The 14,423-nt window shown below is 39.6% G+C and carries 17 protein-coding genes and 1 riboswitch; of the genes, 15 read left to right on the top strand and 2 right to left on the bottom strand.

The features are described from left to right. Nucleotides 1-72: 72 nt before the first annotated feature. Nucleotides 73-268, top strand: a riboswitch (cobalamin riboswitch). A 97-nt stretch (nucleotides 269-365) separates the two neighbouring features. The 7 genes from ACK1I8_RS09130 (at nucleotide 366) to ACK1I8_RS09100 (ending at nucleotide 6,545) form a co-directional block, all read left to right on the top strand. Continuing rightward, nucleotides 366-2,234 (top strand): TonB-dependent receptor plug domain-containing protein, encoded by a 1,869-nt coding sequence (locus tag ACK1I8_RS09130; RefSeq protein ID WP_412469021.1) that lies wholly within the window; start codon nucleotides 366-368, stop codon nucleotides 2,232-2,234. 40 nt (nucleotides 2,235-2,274) lie between these two features. After that, entirely contained in the window at nucleotides 2,275-2,868 is a 594-nt protein-coding gene (locus ACK1I8_RS09125) for a DUF6580 family putative transport protein (RefSeq protein WP_412469020.1), read from the top strand. Nucleotides 2,869-3,138: 270 nt separating this feature from the next. After that, nucleotides 3,139-4,080 carry an ABC transporter substrate-binding protein gene (locus ACK1I8_RS09120; protein ID WP_412469019.1) on the top strand — a complete coding sequence of 314 codons (942 nt, stop codon included), beginning with the start codon at nucleotides 3,139-3,141 and terminating at the stop codon, nucleotides 4,078-4,080. A gap of 7 nt (nucleotides 4,081-4,087) precedes the next feature. Next, the gene (locus ACK1I8_RS09115) at nucleotides 4,088-4,771 is read left to right on the top strand and encodes an SIR2 family NAD-dependent protein deacylase (protein ID WP_412469018.1); all 684 of its coding nucleotides are present in this window, start codon (nucleotides 4,088-4,090) and stop codon (nucleotides 4,769-4,771) included. After that, a complete protein-coding gene (locus tag ACK1I8_RS09110; protein ID WP_412469017.1) occupies nucleotides 4,764-5,486 on the top strand; it encodes a diphthine--ammonia ligase in 723 nt (240 codons plus the stop codon). The genes ACK1I8_RS09115 and ACK1I8_RS09110 overlap by 8 nt, the downstream gene beginning before the upstream one ends. A gap of 130 nt (nucleotides 5,487-5,616) precedes the next feature. Continuing rightward, a complete protein-coding gene (locus tag ACK1I8_RS09105) occupies nucleotides 5,617-6,108 on the top strand; it encodes a YMGG-like glycine zipper-containing protein (RefSeq protein ID WP_293787758.1) in 492 nt (163 codons plus the stop codon). A 101-nt stretch (nucleotides 6,109-6,209) separates the two neighbouring features. Further along, nucleotides 6,210-6,545 carry a Dabb family protein gene (locus ACK1I8_RS09100; RefSeq protein WP_412469016.1) on the top strand — a complete coding sequence of 112 codons (336 nt, stop codon included), beginning with the start codon at nucleotides 6,210-6,212 and terminating at the stop codon, nucleotides 6,543-6,545. A gap of 421 nt (nucleotides 6,546-6,966) precedes the next feature. Here the strand turns inward: ACK1I8_RS09100 and ACK1I8_RS09095 are convergent, their stop codons facing one another. Together ACK1I8_RS09095 and ACK1I8_RS09090 are read right to left on the bottom strand one after the other, a co-directional pair. After that, entirely contained in the window at nucleotides 6,967-7,218 is a 252-nt protein-coding gene (locus ACK1I8_RS09095) for a hypothetical protein (protein ID WP_412469015.1), read from the bottom strand. A gap of 16 nt (nucleotides 7,219-7,234) precedes the next feature. After that, entirely contained in the window at nucleotides 7,235-7,924 is a 690-nt protein-coding gene (locus ACK1I8_RS09090; RefSeq protein WP_412469014.1) for a DUF3291 domain-containing protein, read from the bottom strand. 129 nt (nucleotides 7,925-8,053) lie between these two features. On the opposite strand from ACK1I8_RS09090, the gene ACK1I8_RS09085 reads away from it, so the two are divergent. The 8 genes from ACK1I8_RS09085 to ACK1I8_RS09050 all read left to right on the top strand — a co-directional run bounded on the left by ACK1I8_RS09085 (nucleotide 8,054) and on the right by ACK1I8_RS09050 (nucleotide 14,345). Further along, on the top strand, nucleotides 8,054-8,533 hold the full coding sequence (locus tag ACK1I8_RS09085) for a GAF domain-containing protein (RefSeq protein ID WP_412469013.1): 480 nt from the start codon (nucleotides 8,054-8,056) through the stop codon (nucleotides 8,531-8,533). A gap of 13 nt (nucleotides 8,534-8,546) precedes the next feature. Next, the gene (locus tag ACK1I8_RS09080) at nucleotides 8,547-9,152 is read left to right on the top strand and encodes a DNA-3-methyladenine glycosylase (RefSeq protein ID WP_412469012.1); all 606 of its coding nucleotides are present in this window, start codon (nucleotides 8,547-8,549) and stop codon (nucleotides 9,150-9,152) included. A 53-nt stretch (nucleotides 9,153-9,205) separates the two neighbouring features. Next, nucleotides 9,206-9,694 carry a pyridoxamine 5'-phosphate oxidase family protein gene (locus ACK1I8_RS09075; RefSeq protein ID WP_412469011.1) on the top strand — a complete coding sequence of 163 codons (489 nt, stop codon included), beginning with the start codon at nucleotides 9,206-9,208 and terminating at the stop codon, nucleotides 9,692-9,694. Nucleotides 9,695-9,758: 64 nt separating this feature from the next. Beyond that, the gene (gene kynU / locus ACK1I8_RS09070; protein WP_412469010.1) at nucleotides 9,759-11,084 is read left to right on the top strand and encodes a kynureninase; all 1,326 of its coding nucleotides are present in this window, start codon (nucleotides 9,759-9,761) and stop codon (nucleotides 11,082-11,084) included. Further along, a complete protein-coding gene (locus ACK1I8_RS09065) occupies nucleotides 11,085-11,945 on the top strand; it encodes a bestrophin family protein (protein WP_412469009.1) in 861 nt (286 codons plus the stop codon). Continuing rightward, on the top strand, nucleotides 11,945-12,847 hold the full coding sequence (locus ACK1I8_RS09060) for a histone deacetylase (RefSeq protein WP_412469008.1): 903 nt from the start codon (nucleotides 11,945-11,947) through the stop codon (nucleotides 12,845-12,847). Before ACK1I8_RS09065 ends, ACK1I8_RS09060 begins: the two co-directional genes overlap by 1 nt. 41 nt (nucleotides 12,848-12,888) lie before the next feature. Next, a complete protein-coding gene (locus ACK1I8_RS09055) occupies nucleotides 12,889-13,572 on the top strand; it encodes a pseudouridine synthase (protein WP_412469007.1) in 684 nt (227 codons plus the stop codon). Nucleotides 13,573-13,610: 38 nt separating this feature from the next. Further along, nucleotides 13,611-14,345, top strand: coding sequence for a hypothetical protein (locus ACK1I8_RS09050; protein WP_412469006.1), 735 nt, complete (start codon nucleotides 13,611-13,613; stop codon nucleotides 14,343-14,345). Nucleotides 14,346-14,423: the final 78 nt, after the last annotated feature.

The raw sequence follows: 14,423 nt of genomic DNA, 5'->3' as shown, positions 1-14,423 counted from the left end.
GATTTCTAATTTAGCTTTTTTTGCTAAAATCACCATTTTTAGTCATGCATTTTAGATGTTGTTTAATTTTCTTACTTTTGCAGCGCTTTTGGTTTCCGGCTTTACACCCGGAATTAAAAGGGAATACAGTGTAAATCTGTAACTGTCCCGCAGCTGTAAGCTCTGTAACGTTTTTTCAATCATAAGTCACTGCCCAGTTAACTATTGAGCGGGAAGACAGAAAAAGCGGGAGTAAGTCAGAAGACCTGCCTTTAGCGTTTAATTTCATAGCTTTCGGGGATTGAAGCTAGGATTGAGATATTAACGTGGTTCATATTTTCATTTCCTTTTCTAATCTGTTGGCTGTGGGCAAAACTCACAATCACATGAACAAAAAAAGTATGCTAACTGTAGCAGGGCTGGGGCTCGCACAGTTAATGATTGGCCAGGTGGCCAATGCTCAAACGCTGGATAGTTTGCAGCTCAAAGATGTTGTAATTTCTGCAACTAAAAACGATCAGAAACAATCACAGACCGGTAAAGTAGTTACCATCATTAGCCGCGAAGTATTAGAACGCAGTAATGGTAAATCATTGCCTGAACTGATTAGCGAGCAGGCCGGAATTGTTGTGGCCGGGGCAAGCAGTAATCCAGGTCTAAACAAGTCGGTGTTTTTCAGGGGCGCAGGAAGCGCTTACGCCGTGGTTTTGATTGATGGTATTGTGCAGAACGATCCTTCTGGAAATGGGGGAGCATTCGATTTGAGATTGCTTTCTATTGATCAGATCGATCATATCGAAATTTTAAGGGGAGGTCAGTCTACCATTTATGGCTCTGACGCAGTTGCAGGTGTAATCAATATCATCACTAAAAAAGGTGGCCCGAAAGGAAATACCATTTATGGTGTGGCCAGTGCGGGTAGCTACGAAACCTATAAAGGAACCATTGGTTTAAATGGTGGTGTGGAAGGCTTTTCTTATAACATTAACTATACCCATCACAAAACGGATGGAATTTCTGAAGCTGCTAATCCGGTAGGAAATACATCAGTATTTGATAAGGACGGCTTTAAAACCGACGCTTTAAATGCAAACTTCGGAATTAAACTGGATAATCATTTTTCGGTAAATCCATTTATACGTTATTATGATGGTAACTACCAGTTCGACGGTGGCGCCTTTACTGATGCAAACAATTATTCTATTCTGAAAAACTTTGCTACAGGTACTAATGCCAGATATGAATTTGCTACCGGAAAAGTAACGTTGAACTACAGCTTCGAAAGCACCAGGAATGATGCGCACAGCCAGTATCCTAGCATTAGTGAAGGCCGTGTATCGTTATTAGATTTGTTCTACAACCAGAAACTGGGCAGTAAACTGGATTTATTGGTGGGTATCGATAACCGTGTGATGAAATTGTCATCTGCTACGAATAAACCTGAGACCAATATTTTTGCCGCTTATAGTTCATTATTCTTGCACGATTTGAGTGTGTTCAACCTGGAAATTGGCGGACGTTACAATAAACACGAACAATATGGCGAAAACTATACTTATTCAATTACCCCAAGCATTGAAATCATTAAGGAAATAAAACTGTTTGGAACGGTTTCCACCGCATTTAAAGTGCCTACCTTAAACATGCTTTTTGGCCAGTTTGGTGCCAACCTGGCTTTAAAACCTGAGAAATCACAGAATTATGAAGCTGGTGTAAATTTCAGTTTTGCAGATGATCAATTCAGCTTGCGTTTAGCAGGTTATAAACGCGATTTAACAGATGCAATCATTTATGCTTATCCTAACGGCTACGTAAACCAGGTAAGTCAGAAAACCAAAGGCTTTGAAATTGAACCGGCTGTTAAATTCAGTGTGTTTAATATCAACGGTTATTATGCTTATGTAGAAGGTAATGAGTTCAACTTTGTGGATAATGCCATTGCAGATTATCTTTTCCGCAGACCGAAGCATACCTTTGGCATCACGGCAGGCGCGCAGGCAACTAGCAATTTATATGTGAGCGCTAATTTCCGCTATTTTGGCAAACGTACTGATGGTAATTTTACCACTTACACCGTTGATCATTTACCTGCTTATCAATTGTTGAATGCCTATGCAGAATATGCTTTTGTTAAAAAACGCATAAAACTGTTCTTCGATGCGAAAAACATCCTGGATAAAAAATACAATGAGATTATTGGTTACAATAGCTTAGGTTTCAACTTTAATACAGGTGTAATTTTTAATATACACTAATTAAAGTTAACTTTGTACTATATTTATTAACCAAGAAAAAATGGCTCATTTAAAATTTAATCCACGCAATTTGATTTTGTTGCTGATGATTCTGGCTTTAACAGCTTTCCGTTTGCTGGTTACATTCAACGCTGATGAATTGCAGTTTGCCAATTTTTCCTCTATAGGAGCAGTAGCTTTGTTTGGCGGGGCTTATTTTAAAAATCACCTTAAAGCATTTGCTTTTCCGCTGTTGAGTTTGTTTTTAAGCGACTTTGTTTTAGCTTCGACAATTTTCAGTAAATACAGCGGTGGGTCGTTTTTATATGAGGGTTGGTACTGGACCTATATTGCGTTTGCTTTAATGGTTTTGGTAGGCAGAGTACTGCTTAAGAACATTAACGTGGTAAATTTGCTGGCTTCAACATTGAGCATTGTGCTAATCCACTGGCTGGTTACTGACTTAGGTGTTTGGATTAATAATCCGGCATATACGCAGGATTTAGCTGGTTACTGGAGCTGCCTGGTAAAAGCCATTCCATTCGAAATCAGGTTTTTAGAAGGAACTGTCATTTATGGTGCTTTACTTTTTAGTGCTTTTGAAACCTTAAAAGCAAAATATCCGGTATTAAAACTGCAAACAGAAGAGCTGTAGATATTTATTTGTTGAGGTAACACCAGACAAGTTTTTTGAGGTAACACAAGGCAAGTTAAAATATCATGGAAATCCTCTTTTGATTCGATTCAAAAGGGGATTTTTTTTAACTTAGTGGTTACGTCATGCTGATCAGATAACTTTCGGATTTATTTCAGCATCTGCGAAAACGATATTTCCTTATAGAGGTCTGACTTTAATAATAATATATCCTGAAACACCCGTCCGACCGGCCGGGCGGAAGTTCAGGATGATGAATTTATAAATACCATGAAAGTTGTTTCCTTTTTACCGGCTGCCACGAAAATGATTTATGATATGGGCCTTCAGGATTACCTGTACGGGGTCACGTTTGAGTGTCCTAAAGAAGCAGCTGATCAACCTAAAATCGTACGGTGTATCCTCGAAGGTAAAAACTACTCCAGTGTAGAGATCGACCGGATTTTTTCGGCTTCCAAAGCACAGGGCAAAAGCCTGTATTGGGTAGATGATGCGCTATTGGAAAGCATCGCACCTGATGTAGTTTTTACACAGGATATATGTGAAGTTTGTAATATCGATACGGTTTGTACCGAAACAGCTGTAATGAAATTAAGTAAGCAGCCAACGCTGGTTCCGCTTTCGCCCAATAATCTGCAGGATGTTTTTGAATGTGCAGTTACCATTGCCAGGGCTTTGGGGAAGGAAGAAGTTGCTTTTAGTTACCTGGCAGGTTTACAGCAGAGAACCGATCAGATTTTGGATAAATTACGTGAAAACAGATCACCTTTAAAGCGGGTGATGCTGATGGAATGGATTGAACCAATCTACAATTGCGGACATTGGATTCCTTTTCAGATTGCTGCTGCTGGCGGTGTTGATATGCTTTCGAACCCTGCGGGTGATTCAATCGTTACGCCATGGGAAAAGATCTTAAAATATAATCCGGAGGTTTTGGTGATTGCGCCATGCGGTTTCGATCAGAAAAGAAGTTTGGAAGAAATGCAGCTTCTTACCTCTAAAACAGGTTGGGATAACCTGGAAGCAGTAAAAAACAAGCAGGTTTATATTGCCGATTTTGACATGTTCACTCAGCCGAGTATTGGTACTTTGGTAGAAGGTATAGAGGCTTTAGCTTGCATGCTTCATCCTGAAATTTTTAAAGCTGATCAGAATATTGCCATCAAGTTTATCAATTACGCCCAGTCCGTTCAATCGCTCCAATCTATATAATTATGATATGAAATTAGTCGTATTAACAGGAGCAGGAATCAGTGCCGAAAGTGGATTAAAGACTTTCAGGGATTCGGATGGTTTATGGGAAGGTTATAATATATATGATGTAGCAACACCCGAAGCCTGGGAAAGGAATCCGGAATTGGTGCAGAACTTTTATAATGAAAGAAGAAAGCAGGTTTTAGCGGCAAAGCCCAACCGCGCGCACCAGTTGCTGGCCGAACTCGAAAACGATTTTGATGTTGAAATCATTACCCAGAATATCGATGATCTGCACGAAAAAGCAGGTTCTACCAAAGTTACCCACCTCCATGGCATCATTACCCGAGCCCAATCTGATCTGAGGCCCGATTTGACTTACCCGATTACAGGTTCAGAGATCAAAATGGGTGAACTTTGCGAGTTAGGGTCGCAACTGCGGCCGCATGTAGTGTGGTTTGGCGAAGCGGTACCGATGATAGAAGTTGCGGCCAGAATTTGTGGGAAAGCCGATTTGTTTGTGCTGATCGGCACTTCTTTAGCGGTTTATCCGGCTGCCGGACTGATTGATTTTGTACCACGTGAGGTAAATAAGTACATCATCGATCCAAAAACTCCTGATGTTAAACGCTACCAAAATATAATTACTATTGAACAAAATGCAGTGAATGGTATGGAACAGCTGAAAAGCATTTTAATAAATGGATAAAAAAAGCTGCATTTTTAACTGGAGTGGAGGTAAAGATAGTACCCTCGCATTGCACTATGCCCTTCAGGATGCAACGCTCGAAATCCGTTATCTCGTTACTACCGTCACTGAACAATATAATCGGGTTTCGATGCATGGAGTAAGAGAAACTTTGCTGATTAAACAAGCTGAAAGTATTGGCATCCCATTGTATCAGATCCGTTTGGGTGAAATGCCAGATATGGAAACTTACGACAATATCATGCGTATGCACCTGGAGAAATTTAAAGCTGAAGGAATCACGCATTCGATTTTTGGTGATATTTTTCTGGAAGATTTACGCAATTACCGTGAAAGTAAGCTTTCTGAAATCGGTTTGAAAGCGATCTTTCCATTATGGGGAATGGATACTAAAGAATTGATCGGTGAGTTTATCGATCTGAACTATAAAACCATCATTGTTTGTGCACAGGAGAATCTAAAAGACATTTGTGGAAAAATAATCAGCGAAGACCTGATTGATCAGCTTCCGCCCGGAATTGATCCCTGTGGTGAAAACGGAGAGTTTCATACTTTTGCCTTCGAGGGGGCAATTTTTAAAGTAAAAATTGATTTTTCTGTAGGTGAACAGGTATTCAGAACATACAATTCGCCTGCAATAGCTGCGTCAGGGAATGACGATCCTTATGCCAAACCTACACTTTCGGGTTTTTGGTACACCGATTTAATTGAATAATTTTTTATTTTTAAAACATTTGGCATTATTTTTTCTTTAATAGTGGTAATTAACTAAATCATATATCACAAATGAAACCTGTTCAGTGAGGTTAGGTAGCTGAACCGGGATCATGCTAAAATCAAAAATTATGAAAAGGATATTGGTAGTAATCGCATTAAGTTCTGTGATGTTTGCTTGTAATAACAAGGCAAAAGAAGAAGCTGCTTTAAAACAGCAGGAAGCAGAAAAACAATTAGCCATTAAAGCCGTAAAAGATAGTTTACGCCTTGACAGCTTTAAAAAAGCTGAAGTGGCCAGAGTAGAAAAAGAGAAAGAAGCAAAACACCAGGCAGAATTAGCAGCTGCCAGAAGATCCAGCACAAGTGCCAGGAGATCATATGCCAGTTCTGGCGGAAGTTCAAGCAGTGCTTATGGCGGTACGCAACCAACTGCAAGGAAAAAAGGTTGGAGTGATGCAGCTAAAGGTGCTGTAATAGGTGGTGCTGCTGGTGCAGTTGGTGGTGCTTTAATTGACAAGAAAAAAGGAAGAGGTGCTATCATTGGCGGTTTGGTTGGTGCCGGTGGCGGTTACTTAATCGGAAGAGGTGAAGATCGTAAATCAGGCAGGGTACAAAACTAATATCAGCCTGTTCATATTTGAAAAGCGTTGCGGTATAAAATCGCAACGCTTTTTTTGTACACAAGTAAATCATTTCTATATTGCATAAAATAAAATTTTTTATGACAGATCATACCGCCGCAGATAAAGGTCAGATTCAACATTTTGTTATGTTCTGGTTGAAACCCCAATTAACCAAAAACGAAATAGCCGATTTTGCCAAGTTTTTTGAAAGCTTGAAGCCAATTAAATATATCAAAACATTAAGTTACGGATTAGCTGCCGGCACGCCCGTGCGTCCGGTTACCGATAACTCTTTTACCTATTCGCTTACAATTACCTTTGCGAACATTGCAGATCACAATGCATACCAGGAAGATAAAATACACTTAGATGCTGTAGAAAAATTCTCTAAAAACTGGTACAGGGTAGTGGTGCACGATACGGTAATTGCTTAGAACCACTTCCGTCATAACTAACCGTTTTTTCCAGCAGTAGTTGTCAACTTTACAGGTCTGCTCTCGGAGTTCATTGTGAAGAAATCTTTTCGGCCGACCAGTTAGTCCTTTTGTAGCAAAAATCTTCAATATGAAAAATTGCCAACCTGTGCCGGCATGATAAGTCGTTTCTTCCTGGTAATGAGATCAATTGTATTGTGCCAAAAATTCTCAACTTCCTTTATATTTGGCAAAATTAAATGCCAAAATTATATTTTGTTACTCAGTTTAATAGTCAAAATATCAATGTTTTAAATTGATTTACTTTAATAATAGCTTTAGTAATATTTGATTTTTTTGTTGAAATGAACTAAAAACTCAAAATATAATTTTGTTTTGTTATTTAAGTAAATGTAAATCAGTAATTTAAATTTATTTATGCTTAGTATTGATGCCGATTGTATGCTGCTGTAAAATCTGAACGCATCACTTTAAAACGTATGATAACGGTCTGGATAAATTCTTCATCTATAATTTCAAATACGTCATTTACTCCTCCGCCACTGAGGTCTAGTTCTGCAAGCTTATAACTTTGTTCAAAAGTACCTTGTTCAAATTTTACGATGTATTTTTGGTTCATCGAAAAAATGGTGATCTTACATTCCGGATGGGGAAGTTCTGCTACTACTCTCATTATTATATATTGTTATTTACAATTCTATGGATACACCATTAAGTGTTCCCCAGTTATCAACAATCGAAAACCGGGCAAAAAGCTCTTCTTTATACCAGTGACGCGATCTGGTGAGCTTAATCACTTCAGCATGGTCAAAAGTTTTGTAGGCGTAATTTTTCACACTTTCAGCATCCTTCCATATCGAAAAGGTAGCCTGGTCAAAAAACGGATTTTCTCCCATACCTGCCGATAAGATAAATCCTGGGGCAATGCGCATGGCATTGGCCGCCCGTTTAACATTTTGCCTAAACTCTTTTAGCCTGTTAAATTTGATTGCTGCCCTCGTAATTACAGCGATTTTTCCTGAAGGGTTTTCGTTTATAGTGTTATAGTTAAATGGTTGTTTTTTAGACCATAAACCATGGCTATGTAAAGGATTTAATAATACGGTGAAGCTTTCTGTTTCAAACAAACTAAACCATTTCATTACTATAGAATCACGATAAAAATCATCACAATCATCACGGTTATCCCAGGTAGTCAGGACTGCCCAATGCCTATAATCAGGAGCCAGATCTACCTGGGCATTCTTTCCGCTTCCCATCAATTTCCAAAATTTACATTTTTTATTTAGCCATAATGGTATTCTCAAAATTGCCATGCCCATAAAAGCAAAAGGAACAGCAACGCCACGGAATCTAGTTATGGTTAAGGCTACAATCATTATACTATGGTTAATTTGCCAAAACTAATGATTTTAATGATAGTTTATCATTCAAATTTTCGTCATTAAAAGTGAGTTTCGCTCTCATCTCGCAATTCATTGTTAACTTTGATCGTATAAATAAAAGAAATGGCAGAAGACTTATTGATTACCAGAGATGCCTCTAAGGAAGCACAGTACCAGTCCATCATCCCTCAGATTGAAGCGCTATTATATGGCGAGACCGATTTTATAGCTAATCTGGCAAACGTAGCTGCTGCTCTTAAGGAGCAGTTTGGCTGGTTTTGGGTAGGTTTTTATCTGGTAAAGCAGAATGAGCTTGTTCTTGGCCCTTTCCAGGGACCTGTGGCTTGTACAAGAATAAAAAAAGGAAAAGGAGTTTGTGGTACGTCCTGGGCGGAAGCTAAAACCATCATCGTGCCAGATGTAGAATTATTTCCCGGTCACATCGCCTGTGCATCAGCTTCCAGGTCTGAAATTGTTCTGCCTTTAATGGTTAACAATGAGGTTATCGGTGTGCTGGATGTTGATAGCGAGGTTTTAAACAAATTTGATGAAACAGATCAGATTTATTTAGAGCAGGTTATTTCTGTTTTGTTAAATAGATAGTTTAGATAAAATATTGAAATTAAGACCCGAATATTACCAGAATGAGGATGTTGTAAGCCTGGCGAAAGATTTACTGGGCAAGGTTCTGTATACCAAAATTGGCAATGAAGTTACTGCTGGTATTATTGTTGAAACAGAGGCTTATTTTGGTGTAAAAGATAAAGCGTCTCATGCTTATGGCGGACGCCGGACCAACCGGACCGAAACCATGTATGGTGCAGGCGGCATTGCTTATGTATATCTGTGTTATGGTATGCATCATCTTTTTAATGTGGTAACCTCGGTCGAAGATGATCCCCATGCAGTTTTGATCAGGGGGGTAGAACCGCTTGTTGGAATAGACATTATAGAGCAGCGGAGGAATATGCCGCATGCAAAAGGCGCGATTTCAGCCGGGCCTGGTTCAGCAGCAAAGGCATTAGGGATTGATAAGACTTTTAATGCCAAAAATCTTTGCGCTGATGAGATCTGGATCGAAGATCATGGTATCCGGTATCCGGAAGAAGATATTGCGGCAACACCACGAATTGGCATTGCTTACGCTAAAGAGCATGCATTACTGCCCTGGCGCTTCTTTGTAAAAGGCAGCAAATACGTAAGTAAGCCAAATAAGGTTTAATTTATAGAAACCTTTTAGAGAGCTTGCTGTTTTTCTTAATAAATAATCAAAACATGAAAAACGAGAAAAATATAGCGATCTTAAAAGAAATGGCAGAAAGTGTAAGGACTTGTATGTTTACAACATTTTCTTCGGGTGATGAGTTTGGAAGCAGGCCAATGGGAACTGCGAAAATTGAAGGCGATGGGAGCTTATGGTTTTACACCAATGAGTATTCCTTAAAATCAAAAGAAATTTCAAAAGACAACAATGTATTGCTGGCTTATAGCGATCCGTCTAAAAACACTTATTTAACGGTTAAGGGCAAGGCGGAGCTGATAGATGATAAAGTGCGTAAAGAGGCTTATTTTTCTCCTTTTATAAAAGCCTGGTTCCCTGATGGAGTTGAAGATCCGAGATTAATTCTGATAAAGGTTACGCCTGAAGAAGCGGAATACTGGGATTCATCTGCATCAAAAATTGTAGTCTTGTTCAGCATATTAAAAGCGGTAGTTACCGGAGATACGCCCGATCTGGGCAAGCATGATACAATGAAATTCTGATGAATTTAAAAGAATTGAAAAGCAGGATTGGAAACAATACCTGCTTTTTTGTAATATTGGCCTGATGAATTTCGAAAACACCCTATCGTTTGCTCAACTACAGGATGAGGCTGATCAGCTTCGTCACTTCAGGTCTCAGTTTTTATTTCCAAACCACAAAGAAAAAGATTTTATCTACTTGTGTGGCAATTCATTAGGTCTTCAGCCTAAAGTAGCGGAAGAAGTTTTAAAGGGCCAGCTGAACAACTGGGCCAGTTATGCTGTTGAGGGTTGGTTTGACGGAAAAGAGCCCTGGATGTTCTATCACAAAGCCCTCAAAAAGTTAATGGCCCCCATTGTTGGTGCATGGCCTTCGGAGGTTTGTCCGATGAATACCTTAACAGTAAACCTTCATTTGTTAATGGTTAGCTTTTATCAGCCCAAAGGCAAGCGCTTTAAAATCATTATGGAAGGCGGTGCTTTTCCATCCGATCAATATGCGATAGAAAGTCAGGTAAGGTTTCATGATTTCGATCCAAAAGAAGCCATTATAGAGGTTTTTCCAAAGGAAGGCGAAGAAATACTTCAAACAGAAGAGATCCTGGCTAAAATCAAAGAAAATGCTGATGAAATCGCTTTGGTATTATTTGGTGGGATAAATTATTACACCGGACAATGGTATGATATGGAAGCCATTACCAAAGCGGGACATGAAATCGGTGCAGTGGTAGGCTGGGATCTGGCGCATGCTGCTGGTAATGTTCCTGTAAAACTTCATGATTGGGATGTTGACTTTGCCTGCTGGTGCTCATACAAATACCAGAATTCAGGTCCTGGGGGAATAAGTGGAATCTTTGTTCATGAAAAACATTTCACTAATACCAAGTTAAACCGCTTTGCAGGATGGTGGGGTTACCAGGAAAGTAAACGTTTTAAAATGGAGAAAGGTTTTGTTCCGGAAGCCGGGGCTGATGGCTGGCAGGTAAGTTGTACGCAGGTGATGCCAATGGCATTATACCATGCCTCGCTTCAGATTTTTGAACAAGCGGGTTTTATTGAACCATTGAGAGTAAAAAGTATTGCTTTAACTGCTTATCTTGAATTTATTGTAAATGAAGTAAATAAAGATTTAGGGGTAGAGCAATACAAGATCATAACGCCAAAGCTGGCAAAAGATAGAGGTGCGCAATTATCCATCATTGCAGCGCGTAACGGTAAACAGATTTTTGACGGCTTGGTAGCCAATCATATTCTTGGCGATTGGCGTGAACCTGATGTGATCCGCCTGAGTGCTGTGCCGCTTTACAACTCTTTTGAAGATGTTTATCTGGCCGGACAAGCACTTTTGAAAGTAAGTAAGGCAGTTTTATTACAAAGTAAACAAGATTCATTTGATAAAAAAAATCGCTAAATGATTAATTATAACCCCAAAGACTGGAGTACTTTCATTTTTCATATCCACAAAAGTGATACCTTTAGAAAACTATGGCCATTAATGCTTGCAGTTGCTGTTTTTTCGGGACTGGTTGCCTATGCCGAATTAACTTTCTTTCAGCTTTCAAAAAGTAGTTATGTAACCAATGTAGGTATGATGCACAGTTTATTGGGTTTTGTTTTATCCCTGCTATTGGTTTTTAGGACCAATACGGCCTACGATAGGTGGTGGGAAGGGAGGAAGTTGCTCGGATCGTTAACCAACGTCAGCCGCAACCTGGCCATGAAGATCAGGGCGCTTAAACTGGCGGAAGAAGAGGTTCGTTTTTTTGAGTATGGCATCCCCAAATATGCTTTTGGTTTAAAGGAGCACCTGCGCGAAAAACTATATTTTGGCAAAAACAGCTTTTTGATAGAAGTGGAAGAGGGCAAACATATCCCGAACCAGATTGCAGGTAGTTTAGTGAACAGGCTTTATGGTTTGTTGGAAAAGGGTTCAATCTCTCAGGAACAATTTATTGTACTATCGGCTGATTTTAATCAATTTACAGATATATGCGGTGCCTGTGAAAGGATTAAAAATACACCGATCCCGTTTTCATACAGTGCCTTTATCAAAAAATTCATCTTTATTTATGTAATTACCCTGCCTTTCGGGTGGGTATTCAGCCTGGGTTATTTTGTGATTCCGATTGTTCCCTTTATTCTCTATGTATTAGCGAGTTTGGAGCTGGTAGCTGAAGAAATAGAAAACCCGTTTGGTTACGACGCGAATGATCTTCCGGTAGATCAGATCTGCGCCAATATCGAAAAACATGTAGGGGAAATCTTAGGCTAATGATCAAGATTGCCTGGCACCCGCTTTATGCACACCCTTTACCCGAAGGACATCGTTTTCCGATGCTCAAATATGAATTGATACCGGAGCAACTTCTACACGAGGGCACAATAGTACCGCAGAATTTGTTCCATCCTGAGCCCGTTTCTGAAGATATTATTCTCCTTTCTCATGAAAAAGCATATTGGGAACAATTGAGGGATTTGACACTTTCTGCGAAGGATCAGAGGCGGATTGGCTTCCCGTTAAATGCACAGCTTGTAGAACGCGAATTGCGGATTACGCAGGGCACAATCGATGGCGCCCATTTCGCAATAGATAACGGTATTGCTTTTAATGTTGCGGGAGGTACGCATCATGCAGGTAGCCATTGGGGTGAAGGTTTTTGTTTGTTAAATGATCAGGCTATTGCTGCTAATTATCTGTTATATAAAAAATTAGTCAATCGCATCTTAATAATTGATTTAGATGTACATCAGGGGAATGGTACTGCTGAAATTTTTCAACGTGAGTCACGGGTATTTACTTTTTCGATGCATGGAGAAAAGAATTTTCCTTTTAAAAAAGAAGTCTCGAGCTTGGATGTTCCTTTATCTGATGGAATGGAGGATGATGAATATCTGTCTGCATTATATGTACATCTGAAAAAAGCTTTTGAAAGTGCCAAGCCTGATTTTGTATTTTATTTATCAGGCGTGGACGTACTCTCGACCGATAAGCTGGGCAAACTAGCCTTAACCAGAGCCGCATGCAAGGAGCGCGATAAAATCGTGCTGCAGGCCTGTAAGAATAAAAGCCTACCGCTGCAGGTAAGTATGGGGGGAGGTTACTCTGTGGATATCAGAGATATTGTGGATGCGCATTGCAATACTTACCGGCTCGCCTTTGATTTATTTGGATAAGCTCTTTTGCAAATTCATAATATCCTTATCTTCGCCGCTATATGTTGGAGATCATTTATCAGGACGATAATCTAATTGCCATTAACAAGCCTCATGGATTGCTGGTGCACCAGTCTTCTATTGCGAGGGATGCAACAGAGTTTGCCCTTCAAGTGTTGAGAGATCAGGTGGGCAAGCACGTTAGTCCGGTACATCGTTTAGACCGGAAAACAAGCGGTATATTATTATTTGCTTTTGATAAGAAGTCTGAAGTTGCTATGCATCAGCAATTTATGAATGCGGAGACCGAAAAGAAGTATTTGGCAATTTTGCGTGGTTTTACTCCCGATGCGATGGATATCGATTATCCGCTGGTTAAAGAAAACGGGACCTTACAAGATGCTTTCACGTCATTCATCACGCTCCGGAGGGCGGAGGTAGCAGTAGCTTTTGGTAAACACCCAACTTCCCGGTATTCGTTGATAGAAGCCACACCTAAAACCGGTAGGATGCATCAATTAAGAAGGCATTTTAGCCACATCCTCCATCCAATTATTGGCGACAGGACACATGGCTGTAACAAACAGAACAAATTTTTTAAAGAACAATGGGACATGACGACCATGTTATTGCATGCGTCGGAGTTAGCCTTTGTCCATCCCATTACAAAAGAAAGAATCCACCTAAAAGCCGGTTTACATGATGAGTTTAAAAGAGTAATGGATTTCCTGAAAATGGATATGTAGCACAATTTTTAAAGCCAAAATCTGTTTATATAACATCTATGATTAAATACTTACGTTTTACACTCCCTGTTTTGGCACTTTTTGCAGCCAGTTGTTCTTCAGTTTATATGCCTAACGTTCCAAATACACCCATGTTAAGTAAACAAGGTGAATTTAGTGGAGGTGCACACATTTCTTTAAAAGGCAATACCAGCATTAACGGTGCTTATGCCGTTTCTGATCATATAGGAGTACTTTTTAGCGGTTCAAGGATGAACAGTGAAAGAAAAAGCAAAGATTTTGGTCATAAACTGATTGAAATTGGCGGAGGTTATTTTGATACCTTTGGTCCGGATGATAACCGGATTATTGAAATATATGCCGGTGTGGGAAAGGGCTGGAGCGATATTACTTTCCGTGATTATAAAAACGATATCCTGATCAGTTCCGAACTGCAGGAAGTAGATTACCGGAAAACATTTTTACAGGTAAACTATAGTTCGAAAAAGAAAAATAATTTTCATTTGTTTGGAACCGATTTTCCCATTAATTATGGTACCGCTTTAAGAATCAGTCATATTAAAATGGACCGGTTCTTTTTGAATGGCGTGGTGCAGCCTAAAGAAGATAATATTTTTTTTGAGCCTGTTTTCTTTACACGTATGGCACTTAGCAAAACTTTTCAGCTTCAATACACCACAAGCAGTAATATCGGCCTAAAAAGCCGTAAATACATGTCTGCTGGTAATTCTATTTTCACCATCGGGGTTGTGGTGAATGTCGGAGGGAAATAATTTTGATTTTTCTCCTGTGCTAAAGTCCATTGAAGCGACATCAACGAAATGTCGTCGTTGAGCGGAGGAATGACGAAG

The organism is Pedobacter sp. KLB.chiD (assembly GCF_047040275.1).
Classification (GTDB): domain Bacteria; phylum Bacteroidota; class Bacteroidia; order Sphingobacteriales; family Sphingobacteriaceae; genus Pedobacter.
The sequence above is the reverse complement of the archived record's forward strand: the minus strand, read 5'-3'. Positions and strand labels throughout refer to the sequence as shown.

Excerpts from the sequence above, each read along its gene's own strand:
- ACK1I8_RS09130 (WP_412469021.1), top strand. The coding sequence starts at position 366 with ATGAACAAAAAAAGTATGCTAACTGTAGCAGGGCTGGGGCTCGCACAG.
- ACK1I8_RS09125 (WP_412469020.1), top strand. The coding sequence starts at position 2,275 with ATGGCTCATTTAAAATTTAATCCACGCAATTTGATTTTGTTGCTGATG.
- ACK1I8_RS09120 (WP_412469019.1), top strand. The coding sequence starts at position 3,139 with ATGAAAGTTGTTTCCTTTTTACCGGCTGCCACGAAAATGATTTATGAT.
- ACK1I8_RS09115 (WP_412469018.1), top strand. The coding sequence starts at position 4,088 with ATGAAATTAGTCGTATTAACAGGAGCAGGAATCAGTGCCGAAAGTGGA.
- ACK1I8_RS09110 (WP_412469017.1), top strand. The coding sequence starts at position 4,764 with ATGGATAAAAAAAGCTGCATTTTTAACTGGAGTGGAGGTAAAGATAGT.
- ACK1I8_RS09105 (WP_293787758.1), top strand. The coding sequence starts at position 5,617 with ATGAAAAGGATATTGGTAGTAATCGCATTAAGTTCTGTGATGTTTGCT.
- ACK1I8_RS09100 (WP_412469016.1), top strand. The coding sequence starts at position 6,210 with ATGACAGATCATACCGCCGCAGATAAAGGTCAGATTCAACATTTTGTT.
- ACK1I8_RS09095 (WP_412469015.1), bottom strand. The coding sequence starts at position 7,218 with ATGAGAGTAGTAGCAGAACTTCCCCATCCGGAATGTAAGATCACCATT.
- ACK1I8_RS09090 (WP_412469014.1), bottom strand. The coding sequence starts at position 7,924 with ATGATTGTAGCCTTAACCATAACTAGATTCCGTGGCGTTGCTGTTCCT.
- ACK1I8_RS09085 (WP_412469013.1), top strand. The coding sequence starts at position 8,054 with ATGGCAGAAGACTTATTGATTACCAGAGATGCCTCTAAGGAAGCACAG.
- ACK1I8_RS09075 (WP_412469011.1), top strand. The coding sequence starts at position 9,206 with ATGAAAAACGAGAAAAATATAGCGATCTTAAAAGAAATGGCAGAAAGT.
- kynU (WP_412469010.1), top strand. The coding sequence starts at position 9,759 with ATGAATTTCGAAAACACCCTATCGTTTGCTCAACTACAGGATGAGGCT.
- ACK1I8_RS09065 (WP_412469009.1), top strand. The coding sequence starts at position 11,085 with ATGATTAATTATAACCCCAAAGACTGGAGTACTTTCATTTTTCATATC.
- ACK1I8_RS09060 (WP_412469008.1), top strand. The coding sequence starts at position 11,945 with ATGATCAAGATTGCCTGGCACCCGCTTTATGCACACCCTTTACCCGAA.
- ACK1I8_RS09055 (WP_412469007.1), top strand. The coding sequence starts at position 12,889 with ATGTTGGAGATCATTTATCAGGACGATAATCTAATTGCCATTAACAAG.
- ACK1I8_RS09050 (WP_412469006.1), top strand. The coding sequence starts at position 13,611 with ATGATTAAATACTTACGTTTTACACTCCCTGTTTTGGCACTTTTTGCA.